This window comes from Pleurocapsa minor HA4230-MV1, from assembly GCA_019359095.1.
GTDB lineage: Bacteria > Cyanobacteriota > Cyanobacteriia > Cyanobacteriales > Xenococcaceae > Waterburya > Waterburya minor.
On sequence record JAHHHZ010000019.1, the window covers coordinates 57,608 to 77,003 of the forward strand.

The window sequence follows — 19,396 nt, forward strand, 5'->3', positions numbered from 1 at the left end:
TAGTTAATTTAGAAATATATTTATGCTGTTAGCTCAACCGTCATTGCTCCAGCCGCCAAAAGCTTCGAGAGGTCAATCACGTTCAGAGTTTGGTTTTGATAGTCAGCTACTCCTTTGAGATAGGAAGTTGCATCACTATTCATAGCGACGGGAACTGGTTTTAATTCTTCAGGACGAAAATCAACCACGTCGAATACTTCGTCCACGATAATACCCGCCGTCAGATCGTCAACCTCAATCACCACTGCTTTACGAGCCAAATTGTTCTGGGTCATGGTCAGGTTCAAAAGCTGACAAATATTGACCAGAGTTAAAATTTCACCCCGCAAGTTCATGTTGCCGACAATATGTTCGGGACAGCAGGGAATAGTGGTAATTCTGCCGACGTTGGTAAATTCCCGCACTATGCCTAAATCAAAAGCAAAGTATCTACCCCCAATACTGACCACCGCCAAGGAAACTAATTTAGTCGCTGCTGTTTTATCAGTAACTTCTTTAAGGTTGATTGCTCGTTGATGGAGAATCGCTTTGATACTAGAGCTAGCATTAGTAAAATACTGTTGGTAAAAGTTACCAGGTAGCATTTGCCGCTCAGAATTAGTTTCAGCTTCAGTCGAGACTAGATCCTCCAAAGCTTCAGGATGACGTACCAGATTATCTATATTGAGCAGGGTAATCATCTCATCATCAAGATCGATCACACTTTGGACAAAAGCTTGATGAATATGGCGTCGACCATAGGACAAATCAGTCTGAAGATAGCGATCGTCGATTTCGTTGACTGTTTCAACCCGATGGACAATCATCCCCACCTGTAAGCCTTGAGACTCAACCACAATCACGCTATCCGTTACCTGGCAGCGATCGAATTTATGACCAAAGCGCAGATCGAGGTGCATGACTGGCACATATACTGAATGTAAATTCAATAAACCCACAATATCTGGAGGTGCTTCGGCGATAGGAGTCAATTCAGGTAATAAAAATATTTCGGTAACTGATTCTGCTGCGATCGCATATCGCAAATTATGCAGGCTAAAGATTAAATATGATTTCATGCCCATAATCTATAATCTCTCAATCTTCCTTCTCTAAAAGTTATTAGCTATTTAATGTACTGACGGACAACTTCTCTCAGTTCTTCTGGCTTAAAGGGCTTGGTAAGATACTTACTCGTGCCTGCGATATGCCCCCTCATTTTGTTGACTAAGCCATCCCTAGCTGTCACCATCACAATCGGTAAATCTCGAAACTGGGGAATGGCACGAACTGTTTTGCAAAACTCCAGACCATCAACATCAGGCATGGTCAAGTCCAACAGCATCAGTTCAACCTTTACCTCTTGCAGAATGTCCAACGCCTCCTTTGCCTTACCCGCCAGTAAGACGTTGTAGTCCTCTTGCAAAGCTCGTTTGATCGAAGTTTGGATAATGGCGCTGTCATCTACGGATAAGACAATCGGTAAATTATGATCAATTTTGGCGATCGCCTCAGTAGAATCGACGCTGGTTGATACTCCAGGCACACTTCCCTGCATATTGGCTATAGCTGCAACATCAGTCTTAGCTTCGATCGGACTATCTACAAAACTTACCCAGTCCTTGTTCGCCCAATTAAAATAGTTTTTTGCTACTGTGATCGGATCTTTGCCCATTTTGTCGGCAATATTGAGCAAACTAGCTCTGCCATCGACTAATTTTGTAAAATGGTCTTTTACCTGGGGATTATCGATCGCTCTTAACTGCTGAGGCGTGAACACTGGAATCACATTCATGCTAGATATTTGAGGCGCATAATCCTGCCATATTTGCTGACGACGCTTCAATTCCTGTTGAAGATCGACCCAGTTTAAGCCGTGTCGATCTGCACCGTAGCTGAGATCTAAATCAAGGTCTGTATTCCACTGTGCTTCTCCTGGATAAGGGAGAAATTTTTCAATAATTAATAAAACTTTTGTATTGACTAGAGATTCTACTTCTTGCCAAGTAAAAGCTCTCATCCTAATCAACATCTCCAGTAGCTCTACGGCTGAATTAGGCTCTTTGGCTTTTTCCACTGCCACCGAAAGGGCAGCTTTAATTAGATTAGGCTTTAGTGCTTGACCGATTTTGAAGCATAATTCTTCAGCATTGGGAACTTGGTTACCACCATAGACCAAAGCTCCGTTACGTAAAATCAAAATACAGGAACGTTGTTGTTGCCAGGAATCAACCTGGGTTTTTAAGCTTAAAATTCCACTGCTGTTCTTTTTAAATAAAGAATCAAGAATAGAAATAAGCTGATTTGGATTATATTTTTTGGCAGACATTATTAACTTTCCTTGACTTTTATAATGCAAAAACAACTATCAAGAAATATAGATATGCATATAGTTCCCCAAAAATTGATTTTAATCACATGATTTACTGATTTTGATCGTGCAACTTCTCCTTAAAAGCGACAGAAGCAACCATCAATGCATCTGATTAAATCTTTTTTGGCAGAGCGCTACTAATCGCTAATAAAAAACCCCAACGAAGTGAACCATCGTCGAACCTGCAAAGTCATAAAATCCCTGAGCCTTAAGCCAACCGTTTGGGGTCACAATCCAGTGGCCAATAATGGGATAAGCGATCGCTGTTAACAGTAAACTAAAGATCCCGAAGCTGACAAATCTAATTCTTTCTGCCACTGCACTAGAGACAATCGTGGCTGCTGTACCAGCAAATGCTGATTGAAACAGAAAAAACAAGGCAATGGGTAGTCCCTTGGGATAGGCTTCTAGTCCATAGATAGCTGGGTTAGTACTTAGGTAAAGACATAAGTTTAGAGCCAGCTTAAATACGCTTAACGCGCTAGGTAGAGGCAAGTTCCCTCACACTGCCAATGCTGTTAATAACGCGATCGCGATCGCTCAAGAATTAGACCTCAAAATACAAGCTGAATCATTCAACTGGCTTGATTATCCCCAGTGGATACCTAAAAAGTTCAGACCGAAAGACGCGCTCAAAGAAATAGAGAAGACGATAGCCGAATGGGTGGAGGAATACGAAGCTTACTACTGGCTGTCTAGAGACAAGCAAAGGTATCAAGATTCTAACTCAACTTTTTTAGCATCCAAGAATAGCTTAGTCTCATCTGCTAGATCTTTCTTCTCTTTTCTTAGTCAAAGCTGCGTAATTAGTCGAGCCGATCATAGAGGTGATTAGACTAGTCATTTTAGCCTTAACTACAGCGTTAACATTGATAGGAGTACCATCGCTATTATCAATCTTCATAGCAGCAAGAACACCATTTGTAGCCTCTCCTATGGTTTGAACTAAATTACCACTTAACATGACAGCATTATGAATGACTAAAGCGGTAGTCATACCGTTAAGTATCTTGTCAACATGAGTAGCTTTCCAGGCGATATCAGCAAACTTCTGAACAGACTCTAAGCCGTACTTGGCGTGAGTAACTGCTTTCTGAAGGACTGCATTTTGAGCTATTGTTACTCCTTGTAAACCAGCAACCGCTACGCCGTTAGCTTTAGCCTGAGCGCCTACTGGTGGAACTAACACGGGGGCTAGACAAGTCGGTAGAGGTATAGGCTTGTTTTTAATTTGACGTAAAATATCTAGTCCTCCTACGGCGGGAGCTATTCCCGCAAGAGTTAACGGATCGGGAAACTTACTATTGAGATTATCTAGCTTGGCGGTAATTTGTTGAACTTGCTGATTATTCACTTGATTAGTTTGCTTGATTTGACTACTGACCTCGGTTTTAACAATCTGCTTAATTTCTGTTGGTTGAACTTTGGGAATAGTTGATATTTCGGAACTCAATCGCTCGTTAAAATCTGTAGTTACTTTGGCTATCTTGGCATCGAATAATTTTGATACTTTGCTGATGTCAAACTCAGGTACGTTAATGTTTGCTATTGCTTGGGAGACTTGCTTTTGGGCATTTTGTTTAAAGGTCTGAATGTTGTTGCTAAACTCAGACTTGACAGTCTGACCAATCTTGCTTTCTATGCCTATGTACTGACCATTTAAATCTTTGATGCCACTGGCATTAGTTATCGTCTGTTCTCTAACTTTCCTGGTAATAAGCTTGTCTTCTTGAGTAGGTAATCTAGCAGCAAAGTTATTTAAGGCTACTCTGTACCCGTTTAAGTCAGACTGTTGTAACTCCAGTTGTCGTCTCAAGCGGTTATTCTCAGCCGACAAGTTTTGTATTTGGCTAAGGTCTTTAATTACTGGAACAGGAGGCAATTTATTGGAGGTAGCTTGAGCAATAAAGGCTAGTAGCGGTATTGATAATCGAAGCTTTTTCAGTTTTTGGCAAGTACTGCTGTAACTCTGCCTTACTTGCTAAATCGCTACAAGTTCCCATATGATTATTTTCTAAAACTCTTTACTGCTTTTCCTGTTTTCGTGTCGTAGCAACAGACTTCTGAACCACAATCACACTGGCAAGTGCCTGGGGGGCATTGTTCGCCTCAAAAATAGTAGCTGATTTTGCTAAACCACCTTTCTTTTTCAAGCGAGGGAAAAAGTTATTTAGTTATGTTGACAAGACCAAAGGTTACTTTTTTAACGTCACAACAGACGACGAAGCTGATGCTAAAAAGATTATTGAGCAAGTTATCAGAATACAGGACAACGTAGAGCCAGACTGGGAAAACAAGCTCAAGTACCACGAAGACAAGAACTATTTACGAGGACTCTATGCCAATTAATTTTGAACCCGCCCCACCAGTGGTAAACGTACCGAACCCGTTTGCTAGTGCTGCCCTTGGTGGTACTGCGCCAATTTCTACTACTTCAGTTGCTTTCTTAGCTGCTAACGCTAACCGTAAGAAGATGATAATTGCTAACAATAGCAATCAAGACCTGTACATTGACCTTGATGCGACTGCCTCAGTTGCCGATCATGCGATCAAGATTCCCAAGGTTTCTAATAGTGGTTTTATTGCTAGTTACGAACTAGAACATTACACAGGTGTTGTTTCTGGTATTTGGGCTGCTGCTGGTAGTGGTGCTGCTTTAATTAGGGAGATGGTGGCGTAATGACTGACCAAGAAATTAATCATCTAATTGCTACTCAAGTCAACGGCTGGATTCACGACGAGGGTATCTTTTACCACGACGCTAGTGGGTTTACCTGTTACTTAGCTGACTACTGTAACTCTATCGCTCACGCTCTGGACTTAGCTAAGGCTAACGGGGTTGCCCTTAAGCCAACAGTCGAAGACTGGACTGCTTACAAGTTATAGTTATTTCAAATAAGAAAGAAACACTAAGTTGTGCAATAATCGCGAATAATATCATCTAACGATGTATCTGGAGGTGCATACATTCTTTTGCGCTTCAAAGCACTAAAATCGTGTTCAATATCATTTAAATCAGGAGAATATTTAGGCAGAAATACTATTTGATGCACTGTCTCTTCTATCAGTTGTTTGATAGCATTTTTCCGATGAATTGGTGCATTATCCATAATCAATACTGATGGTCTTGTTAATGATGGCAATAAATATTTGCTCAACCACCCTTCAAACCCTTCGGCATTAAGACTGCCTGTAAAGATCATCGGTACGATTAAATCTTTTTTACCTTTTCTTCTGGCAGCTAATAAATTTTCCCTCACTCCCCTTCTACCTTGTCTTTCTCCATAAATCTTTTGTCCTCTTGCTGACCAAGCATAAATACAAGTTTGAATTGGCTCAAATCCTGACTCATCGATAAAAATCAGACTTTTGCTACCGTAGACTTTAATTAGTTCTCTTAGTCTTCGATAATATTCAATTCTTTCTTGTCGGTTTCTTTCTCGATAACGGAGTTGTTTTTTTTTCTGGTAATCTTCATTTGACTTAGAGCGTATAGTATTGCCGAAGGTTGAACTTTAAATTTGATTGCTCGATCTATTAATCGTTGCTGCGGATTTTCTCTAACATCTTGTTTTAATGCTTCCCAGTTCAATTTTCGTTGGCGACGTTTAACTTTAGTTGCTTCGAGATTCTCTCGATTTAACCAGCGATAGATCGATGCTCTCGACACTTGAAAAATTTGGGACGCTTTTGTCACACCGCCCCCTCTTTCCAGATAGTCAATTACTTTTTTCCTTAGATCTAGACTGTAAGGCATTAGTATGAGCTGAAGAAAGTTTTACTTTAATTTACTCTATATTTGTCTCAGTCTTAATTAAAATGACTATAGCTGACGAAACAGTAGTAGGTATAGACTCGTTAGCTAGCAAAGCTATCTGCCTTTGCCTAGTTTCCTCATTTCCTAGCTAATCCTTACTCAAATCTTCTATCAGTTAAACTCATGGCTTCCTTAAAATCTAACCGCGCAAAAGCATTAAAAGTCTATGCAGACAAAGCAGACAAGTCTGTACCAATGCTGCTAGACTAGCATATCGACGATTTTCTAAGAGAGCTACTGGGTTTACCTGATAGACCAGTAGGACAACCTCCTTATGCTGGCTGGCTAACTACTAGTCAAGAGAAATCAGCTATTCCAACAGTATTTAAGTTAACCGCCTATAAAGCCTTGGTTTCGTAACGAACTGAGGGTTACTTAGGCGATTTGACAGATTGCTATAAAGATGGAATAATGTACAACTTTTCTATATAGCGATAATTAAGCGCTCTATTGAGGCATCTAGAGAAAGCCTGTTTTTGCTAGTTACTAATTTAAGCGCTTAAATAATTGGGGTATCTATGGACCCCGTTTACTTATCTTGCTAGCCTCGTTATAGTTACTTTTGAGCAAGTTTTGAGTAAAGCGCCGAGCCTTTTAAGCTAAAGCTAGGAGTGAGAGTCTAAGGCTGACGAGGCTCTGCGAGGAAGCGGATGAGGGGAATCGAACCCCTAGCTTTAGCTTGGAAGGCTAAGGTATTACCACTATACGACATCCGCAGGTAATAACATTCTAGACGCAGGATTTATATTAGCATATTAAATTGACTTAATGTCAAACAATTTTGCTCAAAGTGGCAAGTCGTTGAGTTTCATCTCTTTTTTCTCCTGAATTTTCGTTACTTGTCAGCTTAATTTAAGCCAATTGGTAGTAAAAAGCTTAAATTTTTTGATTTGAAATGCGGTTGTAGTAATCTAATGAAGTTGATCTGAATCTGTTTAACAAAAAAAGTGTGAAAAAGTCGATACTTTTGTGGCTTAATTCTAGATTTTCTCCAGATAAAGATAGCCACTCAGAAGAGATCGCCTAAATTGAATATGAATAAATTTAAGTTTGACTCATGGCATGGGCGATCGGCAATCATGTCTCTTGCTGTCTTGGGGTTACTTGTTATTGGTAAATTACCCGCTTATGGAAATAATAAGCTTTTATATCTAGCCCAAACTCCCGATCTGCCTTCAGGAGTTGATGTTGACAATCTGCCTGCCACTCCTTTGCCTGATGTGCGACAAGATCCTACGGTTACCCCTTTACCACCTGCCGAAGATTTGTTAGATTCTTTGCCTAATCAGTCACCAGAAGGTAAAGTTTCTGAGTCTGAGGTTAAGTTTGAGGTTCAGAAATTCGAGTTAAAAGGCAATACTGTCTTAGAAAAAACTGCGGTAGACAATATTTTACGTAAATATAGCGATCGCCCGATTGGCTTTACTGATTTATTAGAGTTAGAGACTGAATTAACTAAGCTATATACTGCTCGCGGCTATATCAACTCTGGGGTAGTCGTGCCGATCCAAGATGTTAATCAAGGAAAAATTACTCTACAGGCAATAGAAGGCAAACTTGAAACCATTAATGTCGAGGTGGATGGTCGGTTAAAACCAAGTTACGTTCGTTCTCGACTGGCTAGAGGAGCAAAAGAGCCGTTAAATATTGAGACGATCTAGTTTCTTTAGAACGGTTCAGTTTGGGAGGAGCGGAATCAGGAGGAAGATACAGTAGCATCTTTGGGATTAGGACTCAGGTTAAATATCTTTGAGACCTTAAATGCACGGCTAGATTATGGGATTCCTTTGATTGAGGTGGAAGACAACGACGACACCCTGCAAGAAAAAGGTCTCTACTTCTCGTTGGAATATCTCCCGTTTTAAAGACTCGCTTTAAATATTTAAATTTAGATCATCAGTTTGAATTACTCGGATCGTCGCAAATACTATGCAAATACCATCATGAGCAAGATATCTCAGTTATTGAGCGATAAAATTCAAGTTAAAATCTTTAATCGGGGTCGTCAAACCGCCGTGAGTTGGGTACTACTAGTTAGTCTTGGCATTATTCTAGCTCTTGTTTTGCCTACTCATGCTGAAGACCGTCGCCAGTCAAGTTGACTCAACAGGGCAAAGATTACTACAGCGCAGGAAAACTCGACCAGGCAATTGAAACTTGGCAACAGGCAGCAGCAGCATATACCGCAGCAGGTAACGATCGGGGCAGTCGAGACAGCTATCTGAATACAGCGACGGCTCAACAAGCTCTGGGGCTTTACGATCGCTCTTGTGATAGTTTATTATCCGCTTTTAAAATCACTGACAATAGCTGCAATCAAATTATTGAAGATGTGCAAATAATTGAACCCCAGTTAGATGGGATTAAAACCTTAAACCAAAAAGCAAAGTCCAAGTTACTGCCAGCGATCGCCGCCATTAATCAACAGCCAGAGGAGCAAGATAAAGTTCAGGGTTTGTTACGTTTTGGAGATTATTTGCGTGCCAGTGGCTATCCTAGGGTGGCAAATCAAGCGTTAGAACTAGCTCTGGCAAGTAGTCAAAAACTAGCCGATCCCCAGTCAAAAACAGCAACCTTACTTAGTTTAGGGAATGCTCAACGAGCGATCGCCCTACAAAAGCAAAATCAGTTTTCGACTCAAACCATTGTGCTGGACGTGGTTGCTAATAACTTAGGTAGCGTGACTTCAGCTTTAGAGTCCTATCAACCAGCTTTAGACTACTACCAACAAGCGTCTGAGGTAACTCCTCGTCAACCAGACAGTTTAAAAGCAGAACTAAACCGTCTTAGTTTATTGCTCGATATTCAAGAATTTTGGCAAGGGGCAATTACAGATTTCGATCGTCACCTGGATTCCTTAGAAATTAATGACCCAGAGTTTCTTCAGGAGATTACTACGGGATCAAAAACCTTAAAACAAGACCTAGAACAGCGCTTAGAGTCGGAAATCGGCAATGCGATCGCCCAAGTTGAACCAAAAGTTACCCAGCTACCCGCAACCCGTGGAGGAATTTACAGCAGAATCAATTTAGCTCAAAGCCTCATGCGTCGAGGAGCAAGCGATAATCAAACAGCGCAAATCTTGGCTACTGCCGTTAAACAGGCAAGAAGCATCAACAATGTGACAGCTGAAGCCGAAGCGATGGGTTATTTAGGTTCTCTCTATGAACAACAAGGACAATATCAATCGGCACGACGTTTAACCGAAGGAGCGCTGCAATTAGCACCAACTGCGGAATATCCTGACATTGCCTATCGTTGGAATGCTCAGTTGGGTAGAATTCTGGCTGCTCAAGGACAACGAGTTCCAGCTTTGTCCGCTTATGAAACTTCCTTTAACACCATTAGAACCCTGCGGAGTGATTTAGCGACTACTCCTGTCGAGCCAATTTTTCGTGAGTATATTAGTTTGCTGCTACAAACAGAACCTTCTACCTCCCAGTTAGCTCAAGCACGAGACGTTTTAGAATCTTTGCAGGTAGCGACTCTAGATAACTTCTTCCGCGATCCCTGCTCAGAAATAGCTGAAAAACCAGTGGTGATTGATGATGTAGACTCCAAAGCTGCGGTAATCTATCCAATTTTGCTGCAAGATCGTTTAGAAGTGATCCTCACTCTTCCAGGAAAACCTCTGCGTCGCTACACAATTCCCAACCTCACCCCAGAAAAAGTAGACAACACCATCCAACAGCTACGTCGTAACGCTCTAACCAATCCTGGCTTCGCCGAGCAAATCCGTGGAGCAAGGGGTAATCCTCAATCAGCTACTGAAATTGCCCAACTTAAAACATCTCAGGAACAATCTCTTCAGCAGGATATTCTCCCCCTCGCTTCAGAGATCTATAGCTGGTTGATTGAACCAGCCGAAGCAGAACTTAAAGCTAGCGAAGTTCAAACTTTGGTGTTTGTTCTGGATGGTTCGTTACGCAATATTCCCATGGCCCTGCTGTATGACCAGAAAGAGCAAAAATATTTGATTCAGAAAGACTACGATGTGGCGCTGAGTTCGGGTTTACAATTAACTGCACCTCAACCCTTAACTAAACAGCCAATCAGAGTACTAGCTGCGGGAGTAACTAGCGAATTCCCTGCCTATCGTTTTCCACCTATTCCCAAGGTAGAAGATGAACTAAACACGATTAAACAGATTTTTGACAAGTCAGAGATTTTGCTCAACCAAGAGTTTACTAAAGCTCGTTTGGAACAGAAGCTAGAAAACTCAGATTTTCCCGTAGTCCATTTGGCAACCCACGGTCAATTTGGTTCAACTGCCGATCAAACCTTTATTCTTAGTGGCACAAATCAAGGCGATCCTTTAATTAACGTTAACCAGTTTGATAACTTACTGCGAGCTGGCAATCTCAAAGGCTCTCAACCGATTGAATTACTGGTTCTTAGTGCCTGTAACACCGCTGAAGGAGACAGCCAGGCAATTCTTGGTTTAGCAGGGGTAGCAGTTAGAGCTGGCGCACGTAGCACCCTGGCGACTCTTTGGAGTGCGGATGATGAAGCTACGGCTAATTTGATGGGTAAGTTCTATACTAATTTGTCTCAAAACACTCAAGTTAGTAAAGCTAGAGCATTGCGTAAAGCACAGTTAGAACTCCTAATGGAATCAGATTCCCAATATCGTCATCCTTTTTATTGGGCGCCTTTCGTGCTGGTGGGTAATTGGCTTTAATATGAAATCTACAAATGTTTGCTACAAATAGAAGACTTGGGGACTTAGGGACTTGGGGACTTGCCCTAAAGGATACCGCTTCGCGTCGGGGACTTGGGGACTATCTATTTGTATCATTCTTATTTGTATTTCATATTGAACTCAAAATCTACTCGCGGATTATTTTCTCGAAGCATATTACAATTACTCGAAAAGGAGATAATTTATGGCGGTTCAACTTCAACAGGCAGTTACAGTCGGCAAATACCTAGTTACCCAACGTTTGCTGGGGCGGAAGCATTTTCCCTTAGTTTTAATGCTAGAGCCTCTGTTTCGCTGCAATTTAGCTTGTTCTGGCTGTGGTAAGATTCAGCAGCCAACGGAAATCTTAAAGCAAAACTTAACTCCAGAGCAGTGTTTTGCAGCAGTAGCAGAATGTGGTGCGCCAGTGGTTTCGATTCCTGGAGGAGAGCCACTGCTACATCCTCAAATAGATGAGATTGTTGAGGGGTTGGTACAGCGTAAAAAGTTTGTTTATCTTTGTACGAACGGCATCTTGCTGGAGAAAAGTCTGAATAAGTTTAAGCCTTCTCCCTATCTTACCTTTAGCGTTCATCTTGACGGACTACAGGAACAGCATGACAAGTGTGTCGATCGCCCAGGAGTTTTTGCTAAAGCGATCGCCGCGATCAAAGCCGCTAAACAGCAGGGATTTAGAGTAACCACCAATACCACTGTCTTTGAGGGCGCAAATCCGCAAGAAATGCAGGAATTCTTTGATTTCTTGGCTACTCTTAATCTTGATGGTATGATGGTTTCTCCTGGCTATGGATATGCCAAAGCACCCGACCAAGAAAACTTTTTACAGCGAGAGCAAACCAAAGCTTTATTTAGAGAAATCTTATCTCCTTGGAAATCTGGTCAAAAGAAATGGAATTTTAATCATAACCCCCTATTTCTCGAATTTCTGATGGGCGATCGAGATTTTGACTGCACTCCTTGGGGAAGTCCCAGCTACAGCGTTTTAGGGTGGCAGAAACCTTGCTATCTCTTAGATGAGGGACACTATTCTAGCTATCAAGAACTGATTAAACAGACCGAATGGAGTAACTACGGCAAAAAAAGCGGTAATCCTCAATGCCAAGACTGTATGGTGCATTGTGGCTACGAACCCACCGCAGCTACCGTAGCAATGCAGCCCGAAAATATGGGTAAAGCGATCGGGGCTTTATTTGATTACTGATTACTAATTGCTGTTCATTGCTCATTGCTCATTGCTCATTGTTCATTGCTGTATCAGGCAAGGTCAAGGTAATCGGTAATCACGGCATCTGCTTCCATTTCTACCAGCATTTCTGGAGCAATTAGGCGCTGAACTTCTACCATACTGGTGGCGGGACGAATCTTAGCGAAGAATTCATGATGAGCTTTGCCGATCATTTGCCAGCGATCGATATTGGTCACATAAATCCTGGTACGGACTACATCTTCTAGACTTGCTCCAGCGAGATTTAAAGCAGTTTCAATATTTTTGATAATTTGTTTGGTTTGGGCATAGGGATCCCCTATACCGACAATTTCACCATGTTCATTGGTGGCAGTGGTTCCCGAAACATGAATATAGTTATCGAGCTTGACTGCTCTAGAATAGCCTACTAGATCTTCCCAGGAAGAGTTGCTGCTGATATTAATTCGTTCCACGTTTCTATAATGTTTCTTTCAAAGGATTTTTATGATTAGCTAAACTTTACTCCTTTTAGATCCAAAATTCACCATATTAAGTAAACACTAAGGAATGTAAATTATAGTCTGTATAGATTGGTTATTCTGGTAATTGTCTCTAGAGCCAAATAAAATCAGGTTTGTAGTGGAACGTTTTAAACTTGTATAGTAGTTCTGTTCCATCTTTTCGCTACTGTTAATTTGATATGAATAACGCCAGCAAAAAACATCCTAAAAAATATAATATTGTTACCTTCGGTTGCCAGATGAATAAAGCTGATTCTGAGCGGATGGCTGGCGTATTGGAACATATGGGTTTTGAAGCTGCCGAAGATCCTAATATAGCAGACTTAATTCTCTACAATACCTGCACTATTCGCGATAATGCTGAACAAAAAGTTTACTCTTATTTAGGTAGACAAGCAAAACGCAAACATCAAGAGCCAGGTTTGACTTTAGTTGTGGCTGGATGCGTCGCCCAGCAGGAAGGGGAACAGCTATTGCGTCGTGTTCCTGAATTAGACTTGGTAATGGGGCCTCAACATGCAAATCGCTTAGAGGATTTATTACAACAGGTTTTCGATGGCAATCAGGTGGTTGCTACCGATCCAATTGAGATTTTGGAGGATATTACCAAACCCCGTCGAGATAGTGATGTGACTGCTTGGGTTAATATAATTTATGGTTGCAATGAACGCTGTAGCTACTGTGTTGTACCCAATGTGCGTGGTGTAGAACAATCCCGTACTCCTGAAGCGATTAAAGCTGAAATAGAAGAGTTAAGCAGACAAGGATATAAAGAAATTACGCTGTTGGGCCAAAATATTGATGCCTATGGTCGAGATTTACGAGGTAGTACCCCAGAAGGTAGACATCAGCACACGCTAACGGATCTGCTTTACTATGTTCATGATATTCCTGGGATCGATCGCCTGAGATTTTCGACAAGCCATCCTCGTTATTTTACCGAAAGACTAATTAAAGCTTGCCAGGAATTACCTAATGTTTGTGAACACTTTCATATTCCTTTCCAGTCGGGAGATAACGATATCCTTAAGGCGATGAAGCGAGGTTACACCCACGAAAAATATCGTGGCATTATCGAAACGATCAGAAAATATATGCCCGATGCCTCGATTACTGCCGATGCCATTGTTGGCTTTCCTGGCGAGACAGAAGCACAGTTCCAAAATACCCTAAAGTTAATCGAAGATTTGGAGTTCGATCTAGTTAATACTGCTGCCTATTCCCCTCGTCCTGGTACTCCTGCTGCCCTGTGGGATAATCAATTAAGTGAAGAAGAAAAAGACGATCGCCTTCAGCGTTTAAACCGTCTGGTATCCGTCACGGCGGAGGCTCGTTCTCAACGTTATTTAGGGCAATCAGTAGAAGTGTTGGTAGAAGCGCAAAACACCAAAGTCACAACTCAACTATTAGGTCGAACTAGAACCAATCGTTTAACCTTCTTCCCTGGCAAGATTGAAGAATTAAAAGGCAAAACAGTTAAGGTAAAAATCCAGGAAATTCGCGCCTTTAGCATCACAGGAGAATTAATTGAACAATGAGCAATGAACAGTAATCAGTAATCAGTAATTAGTCCTAAAGGATAAGCTTCGCAAATAATCAGTAATTAATAACCATGAATCAATCAACAATTAGCAACGAACAGCACAAGCAGAAAATGCAGCGTCGTCAGGAAGTGCAAGAAAAGCGTCTGGCTGAGAAAACTCAAGAAAAAGGTCTAATTATTGTCAATACAGGCAATGGGAAAGGAAAAACCACCGCAGCTTTGGGAATGGTTATGCGATCGCTTGGACATGGCTATAAAGTGGCTATTGTTCAGTTTATTAAGGGAGCTTGGGAACCTGCGGAAAAGGCGGTGCTGAGTAAATGGTCAGACCAGCTAGAGTTTCACGCTATGGGAGAAGGGTTTACCTGGGATACCCAAGATCGTGAACGGGATATTGAAAAGGCGACTGCTGCTTGGGCAACCAGTTTAGAATATATTCTTAATCCTGAATATCGCTTAGTCTTGCTCGATGAGGTTAATATCGCTCTTAAACTAGGGTATTTAGACGTTGAAACTGTAATTGAAGGTTTAGCTCGTAAACCCGCAGATTCCCATGTAATTTTGACAGGAAGAGGTGCGCCAGAGCAGTTAATTGCGATCGCCGATCTGGTAACGGAAATGTCTTTAATCAAACATCCTTTTCGGGAACAAGGAGTTAAGGCTCAAGCAGGCATTGAATTTTAAGCAACTGAAGCATTAATGCTATTTTAGAATTTCTGTTGCATCAGAATATTATGCTTTGAGCAATATTTTCCGTCGCGAGATCAATTAATTAATGAGTAGTACAACCTCTACTAAGGGGATTAAAATTTGGCTGGAACGTTCTATAGCAGCTCTATTTCTAGCAGGGCAAGTTGTAGTTCACTTATTACAGGGTAAAATACATCGTCAAAATACGACAGAACAGATGAAGATTGTCGGGCCAGATTCTTTGATGATTGCCCTGGTGACAGCAACTTTTGTCGGCATGGTATTCACTATTCAGGTGGCCCGTGAGTTTCTTAATTTTGGTGCAGCTCAAGCGATTGGGGGCGTTTTAGCTTTAGCTCTAAGTCGAGAATTAGCTCCCGTATTGACCGCAGTGGTACTGGCTGCCAGAGTCGGTTCGGCATTTGCTGCGGAAATTGGCACGATGAGAGTTACCGAACAAATTGATGCTCTTTACGTTTTAAAAAGCGATCCGATCGATTATTTGGTAATTCCTCGGATGATTGCCTGTTGTGCAATGCTGCCGATTTTAACCATAATTTCTCTGCTTATGGGTCTAATTGGCGGAGTTTTTGTGGCGGATTTATTTTACGGTATTTCTCAAGTAGTATTTATTGAATCAATCAAATCTTTTTTACAGATTTGGGATTTGATTAGCGCTTTAATTAAAGCGGTTATGTTTGGTGGCATCATTGCCATTATTGGCTGTAGCTGGGGTTTGACTACTACAGGAGGAGCAAAAGGAGTCGGCGAGTCTACCACCACGGCAGTAGTTATGGCGCTGATTGCGATTTTTATCAGCAACTTTTTTCTATCTTGGATTATGTTCCAGGGTTTAGGTAGTCAGTTTTTAAATTAGTTAGCAAATTAGTTAGCTCTTGAAAAACGTTAATCTGTGAAGAGGATTAATTGCTGCCCAACCTAGCTGAGTTAAAATAAGGCTCAATAAGGCTCGTTGTAAAATAAGAGTAATTGCTTAACTAAAACAATAACTTTAAATTTCAGTGCGATCGCGCTCAAATTTTTCTAACTAACTAGCAAGACGATAAACATCACTAAAATAATCCTATGACCACTAACATAGAAGCGACAAATTCTGCCGAAATAATTGAATTAACTCCAGATTTTAAACTTCCTGTGGTTCTAATCTTACTCGCGATCGGATTTTCTTGGGTTTCCTTGTGGTTAGGTGGTGCGATCGCTATTTTAGGCTTGTTTTTAACTATTCAAACGTTTTTAATTAGGCTTCAGTTTACCGATCAGGCGCTAAATGTCCTCCGAACAGGAACAGTGATTCGTAGTTTTCCTTATAGTGAATGGTTAAACTGGGAAATATTTTGGTCGCCAGTACCTATTTTGTTCTATTTCAAGGAAGTTAATAGTATTCATTTTTTACCTATTATTTTTAACTCTAAAACTCTGGCAGATTGCCTACAAAAATACTGTCCTCGTAATCAAAACTAAATCAGTATAATCTTTCTAGACAAATTATTTTAATTAGCTTGACCTGCTTATGAACCCTGAAAAACCTTCTATGCCTGAATCTGACAATTCTGATTCTGAAACTATTATCTTTGAACCTGCTAAATCATCAAATCCACCATTAGATGAACAGTCAAATGAACAACCAGTAGTAGCATCAGATGTCGTCGAAGAGCAGATATTGCCAGTTACCCCTGAATATCAAGCTTCAGAGGATTTAGGTGACAAACTCGAAGAACTGGGGTTATCTAAGTTATCTATTTCCACAACTTCCACAACTGTCGAAATGACTTCAGCAGATCGCGATAGTGATAGTGATGATGTGAGTGATGAATTAAGTCAAGTTTCAGATGACTCAGTTCAAGAACCAGAATTGTTTGTTGATAGTTGGCTAGATGAGTCTGAAGTACTCCAAAAGGACAATTCGGCCGCTAAATCTAGCGATGAAATCCGCCAACTAGAGCAGCAAAAAGCCGATCTACAGCTAGAAATTGCCGATCTTAAAGCACATAAAGAACAATTACTTTTGCGTCAGGTTCAAGAAGTCCAAGAAAAAATGGGACAAATGATTGAAGAGGGAACAAAGGAGTTAAAAGAGCGTAAAACAGCCTTACGAATTGAAATTGATAAATTAGAACGTCGGAAAGAAAGAATTAATCAAGAAATGCGGAGCAACTTTGCCGGCTCATCTAAAGAATTGGCAATTAGAGTTCAAGGTTTTAAAGAATATTTAGTTGGTAGTCTCCAAGATTTAGCCACTGCTGCGGAAAAACTAGAATTAGCGCGCACAGAAGATTCTGCACCAAGAAACCGAAACCGAGTTAGAAACACAGAAGATCCCCGAAGAGAAGGGGTAAATAGAGACAGAAACCAAGACAGAAACAGAGATAGAACCAGAAACCCAGACAGAACTCTCCGCAACAACTCAGCTAGAGGAGAAAATGAGCGTACGGCTCAGGCACAATTTTCTGAACCGACTTTTGCCGATCAAAGTAGGCGTATTCGACAGCTATTAGACAAATACTGCAACAGCCCAGACTATTATGGTTCTCCCTGGCAGTTACGTCGCACCTTTGACCAAAATCAGGCGAAAAAAGTTCAAGAATGGTTTTTCTCTCAAGGAGGTAGGGGTGCAATAGATAGCACAGGTAGCCGTCTGCAAAATATTTTGGTTGCTTCAGCCATAATTTCGATTCTGCACGATCTATATCGCGATCGCACTCAAGTTTTAATTCTGACAGATACCCCAGAAAACTTAGGGGAATGGCGCAAAGGATTAGAAGATTGTCTCGGTATCTCCCGTCGAGATTTTGGCACAAATCGCGGTGTTGTGATGTTTGATTCTCCTGATATTCTCGTGCAGCGTGCCGAACGTCTACTTGCGGATAAACTATTACCAGTGATTATCATTGATGAGACTGAAGAACAGTTAAACTTATCTGTACTCAAGTTCCCGATTTGGTTAGCCTTTGCCTCTAGCAATAAATCAAGGTCTTCCAATTATTTGTATTAAAGTTGTATTAAAGTTTTTTTGAAGCCAAAAAGCCGTTAAACTGGTGCTAAATATTTAATCTGTTAATAAACTATGGTTTTTAGTTTTACCCTAAGCACCCTATTAATTTTGGCTGCTTACCTATTGGGATCGATTCCGACTGGATATATGGTAGGTCGCTATACTCAAGGAATCGATATCCGTGAACACGGCTCAGGCTCTACGGGAGCAACTAATGTCCTGCGTACTTTAGGTAAACCTGCTGCGGTTATCGTTTTGATAGTTGATTTGCTCAAAGGCTCTTTAGCATTAATTTTGGTCAATTTAATTTACGCTTATTTACCCGATCTGTTGCCTGCTAGCTGGCACTCTTGGCTGATCACAGCAGCAGCCTTAGGGGCAATTATTGGCCATAGCAAGTCCATTTGGCTCAATTTCACTGGCGGAAAATCCGTGGCGACAACTCTGGGGGTTTTGCTAGTGATGAATCCTGTGGTGGCATTGGGAACTCTAGCTAGTTTTGGCATTATTTTAGGCATTTCCCGCATCGTTTCCCTTAGTTCCATTGGTGGTGCGATCGCCGTTAATATTTTGATGCTAACCTTACATCAGCCTGCTGCTTTTTTGGTTTTTGCTGCCATAGCAGGACTATATGTGATTCTACGCCATAAAACTAATATTCAGCGCTTAATAGCTGGTAATGAGCCTAAAATTGGTCAAGCATTATAAAGGCGAGTTTTTGCCTTAAAAAATACCAGCTAAATCTAAAACAAAGCCAGGTAAAATATCTTCGCCAGAGATTAATCGAGGAGAATCTAGCAATTGCGCTTGTTGTCCTAAGCGGTAAATTTCTACTTGTTTAGCTTGAGGATTAATTAGCCAGCCTAACTTTACCTCATTCTCCAAATACTCCTTCATCTTTGCTTGAATATTAACTAAATAATCCGTAGGCGACATCAACTCAAGAACAAAATCTGGCGCGAGGGGAATAAATTTTTCTTTTTGTTCTGAAGTCAAACCATCCCAACGTTTTTGTTGAATCCAAGAAACATCAGGAGAGCGATTTGCTCCATTCGGTAGCTTGTAGCCAGTAGAAGAATCAAAAACTTCTCCTAACTTAGTCTGTTGATTCCAAATAGCTAATTGAACAATTAGGTTAGTATTCCTTCTCCCAGTTTCTCCGCCAGTGGGAGGCATAATCAGAATTTCTCCATTACAGTTACGTTCAAATTGAGTTTCAGGATTCTGTGTACAGAGTTGATAAAACTGTTCATCACTGATGTCGATAATTGAATTGAAGTTAACCGTAATTGCAGTCATGGGAGCTATTTCCCTTAAGCTAAGTTATTTCTAGTTTATCAAACAGCTCTAAGCTCTAAGTTCTAAGCTGAAAAGGTTTCAGCATCTAGAGGAATCACCACAGCACCGCTGGCGTAATCTATTCCCGCAGTTAAAGCGATCTCCTTACCAAAATTACGCGAAAGATTAACTATCTTGATTGTAGGATCTTGCTGATTAAACTACTTATGTGATGAGTTTTCCATAGCTAAAAGCTAACAGCTAAAAGCTAACAGCTAGTAAATCAGAACGAA

The 19,396-nt window shown here is 41.0% G+C and carries 17 protein-coding genes, 1 tRNA gene and 3 pseudogenes; 12 read left to right on the top strand and 9 right to left on the bottom strand.

Features of this window, described 5'->3' with window-relative positions; all coding sequences use genetic code 11:
- Positions 1-20: 20 nt before the first annotated feature.
- The 4 genes from KME09_09420 to KME09_09435 form a co-directional block, all read right to left on the bottom strand.
- Positions 21-1,058: a chemotaxis protein CheW gene (locus KME09_09420; protein ID MBW4534145.1), complete on the bottom strand. Its 1,038-nt coding sequence runs from the start codon at positions 1,056-1,058 to the stop codon at positions 21-23.
- A gap of 47 nt (positions 1,059-1,105) precedes the next feature.
- Positions 1,106-2,308: a response regulator gene (locus tag KME09_09425; GenBank protein MBW4534146.1), complete on the bottom strand. Its 1,203-nt coding sequence runs from the start codon at positions 2,306-2,308 to the stop codon at positions 1,106-1,108.
- A gap of 189 nt (positions 2,309-2,497) precedes the next feature.
- On the bottom strand, positions 2,498-2,848 hold the full coding sequence (locus KME09_09430; protein MBW4534147.1) for a hypothetical protein: 351 nt from the start codon (positions 2,846-2,848) through the stop codon (positions 2,498-2,500).
- Between the two features lie 265 nt (positions 2,849-3,113).
- Complete coding sequence (locus KME09_09435; protein MBW4534148.1) at positions 3,114-4,235, bottom strand: hypothetical protein; 1,122 nt, start codon at positions 4,233-4,235, stop codon at positions 3,114-3,116.
- A gap of 218 nt (positions 4,236-4,453) precedes the next feature.
- On the opposite strand from KME09_09435, the gene KME09_09440 reads away from it, so the two are divergent.
- The 3 genes from KME09_09440 to KME09_09450 are packed head-to-tail and all read left to right on the top strand — an operon-like array spanning position 4,454 to position 5,239.
- Positions 4,454-4,702: a hypothetical protein gene (locus tag KME09_09440; GenBank protein ID MBW4534149.1), complete on the top strand. Its 249-nt coding sequence runs from the start codon at positions 4,454-4,456 to the stop codon at positions 4,700-4,702.
- Positions 4,692-5,033, top strand: coding sequence for a hypothetical protein (locus KME09_09445; protein ID MBW4534150.1), 342 nt, complete (start codon positions 4,692-4,694; stop codon positions 5,031-5,033). The genes KME09_09440 and KME09_09445 overlap by 11 nt, the downstream gene beginning before the upstream one ends.
- Positions 5,033-5,239 carry a hypothetical protein gene (locus KME09_09450; protein MBW4534151.1) on the top strand — a complete coding sequence of 69 codons (207 nt, stop codon included), beginning with the start codon at positions 5,033-5,035 and terminating at the stop codon, positions 5,237-5,239. Before KME09_09445 ends, KME09_09450 begins: the two co-directional genes overlap by 1 nt.
- Before the next feature lie 23 nt (positions 5,240-5,262).
- Here KME09_09450 and KME09_09455 read toward each other — a convergent pair.
- Together KME09_09455 and KME09_09460 are read right to left on the bottom strand one after the other, a co-directional pair.
- Positions 5,263-6,110 (bottom strand): annotated as a pseudogene (locus KME09_09455) (IS630 family transposase).
- A 705-nt stretch (positions 6,111-6,815) separates the two neighbouring features.
- Positions 6,816-6,886 (bottom strand) — tRNA-Gly (locus KME09_09460).
- A gap of 318 nt (positions 6,887-7,204) precedes the next feature.
- Here KME09_09460 and KME09_09465 point away from each other — a divergent pair.
- The 3 genes and pseudogenes from KME09_09465 (at position 7,205) to hpnH (ending at position 12,073) form a co-directional block, all read left to right on the top strand.
- Positions 7,205-7,831, top strand: coding sequence for a hypothetical protein (locus KME09_09465; protein ID MBW4534152.1), 627 nt, complete (start codon positions 7,205-7,207; stop codon positions 7,829-7,831).
- 282 nt (positions 7,832-8,113) lie between these two features.
- A pseudogene (locus KME09_09470) lies at positions 8,114-10,851 on the top strand (CHAT domain-containing protein).
- A 205-nt stretch (positions 10,852-11,056) separates the two neighbouring features.
- Positions 11,057-12,073 (top strand): adenosyl-hopene transferase HpnH, encoded by a 1,017-nt coding sequence (gene hpnH / locus KME09_09475; protein ID MBW4534153.1) that lies wholly within the window; start codon positions 11,057-11,059, stop codon positions 12,071-12,073.
- A gap of 53 nt (positions 12,074-12,126) precedes the next feature.
- Here the strand turns inward: hpnH and KME09_09480 are convergent, their stop codons facing one another.
- The gene (locus KME09_09480) at positions 12,127-12,531 is read right to left on the bottom strand and encodes a RidA family protein (GenBank protein ID MBW4534154.1); all 405 of its coding nucleotides are present in this window, start codon (positions 12,529-12,531) and stop codon (positions 12,127-12,129) included.
- Positions 12,532-12,758: 227 nt separating this feature from the next.
- Between KME09_09480 and miaB the strand changes: the two genes are divergently transcribed.
- The 6 genes from miaB to plsY all read left to right on the top strand — a co-directional run bounded on the left by miaB (position 12,759) and on the right by plsY (position 18,533).
- On the top strand, positions 12,759-14,117 hold the full coding sequence (miaB, locus tag KME09_09485; protein MBW4534155.1) for a tRNA (N6-isopentenyl adenosine(37)-C2)-methylthiotransferase MiaB: 1,359 nt from the start codon (positions 12,759-12,761) through the stop codon (positions 14,115-14,117).
- Between the two features lie 74 nt (positions 14,118-14,191).
- Entirely contained in the window at positions 14,192-14,806 is a 615-nt protein-coding gene (cobO, locus tag KME09_09490; GenBank protein MBW4534156.1) for a cob(I)yrinic acid a,c-diamide adenosyltransferase, read from the top strand.
- Between the two features lie 91 nt (positions 14,807-14,897).
- On the top strand, positions 14,898-15,689 hold the full coding sequence (locus KME09_09495; protein ID MBW4534157.1) for an MlaE family lipid ABC transporter permease subunit: 792 nt from the start codon (positions 14,898-14,900) through the stop codon (positions 15,687-15,689).
- Positions 15,690-15,898: 209 nt separating this feature from the next.
- Positions 15,899-16,294, top strand: coding sequence for a DUF3119 family protein (locus tag KME09_09500; GenBank protein MBW4534158.1), 396 nt, complete (start codon positions 15,899-15,901; stop codon positions 16,292-16,294).
- Positions 16,295-16,343: 49 nt separating this feature from the next.
- Complete coding sequence (locus KME09_09505; protein ID MBW4534159.1) at positions 16,344-17,825, top strand: DUF3086 domain-containing protein; 1,482 nt, start codon at positions 16,344-16,346, stop codon at positions 17,823-17,825.
- Positions 17,826-17,897: 72 nt separating this feature from the next.
- Positions 17,898-18,533 (top strand): glycerol-3-phosphate 1-O-acyltransferase PlsY, encoded by a 636-nt coding sequence (gene plsY / locus KME09_09510; protein ID MBW4534160.1) that lies wholly within the window; start codon positions 17,898-17,900, stop codon positions 18,531-18,533.
- A 15-nt stretch (positions 18,534-18,548) separates the two neighbouring features.
- Here the strand turns inward: plsY and KME09_09515 are convergent, their stop codons facing one another.
- Complete coding sequence (locus KME09_09515) at positions 18,549-19,124, bottom strand: Uma2 family endonuclease (protein MBW4534161.1); 576 nt, start codon at positions 19,122-19,124, stop codon at positions 18,549-18,551.
- Positions 19,125-19,201: 77 nt separating this feature from the next.
- Positions 19,202-19,303: pseudogene (locus KME09_09520) on the bottom strand (glycosyltransferase).
- Positions 19,304-19,396: the final 93 nt, after the last annotated feature.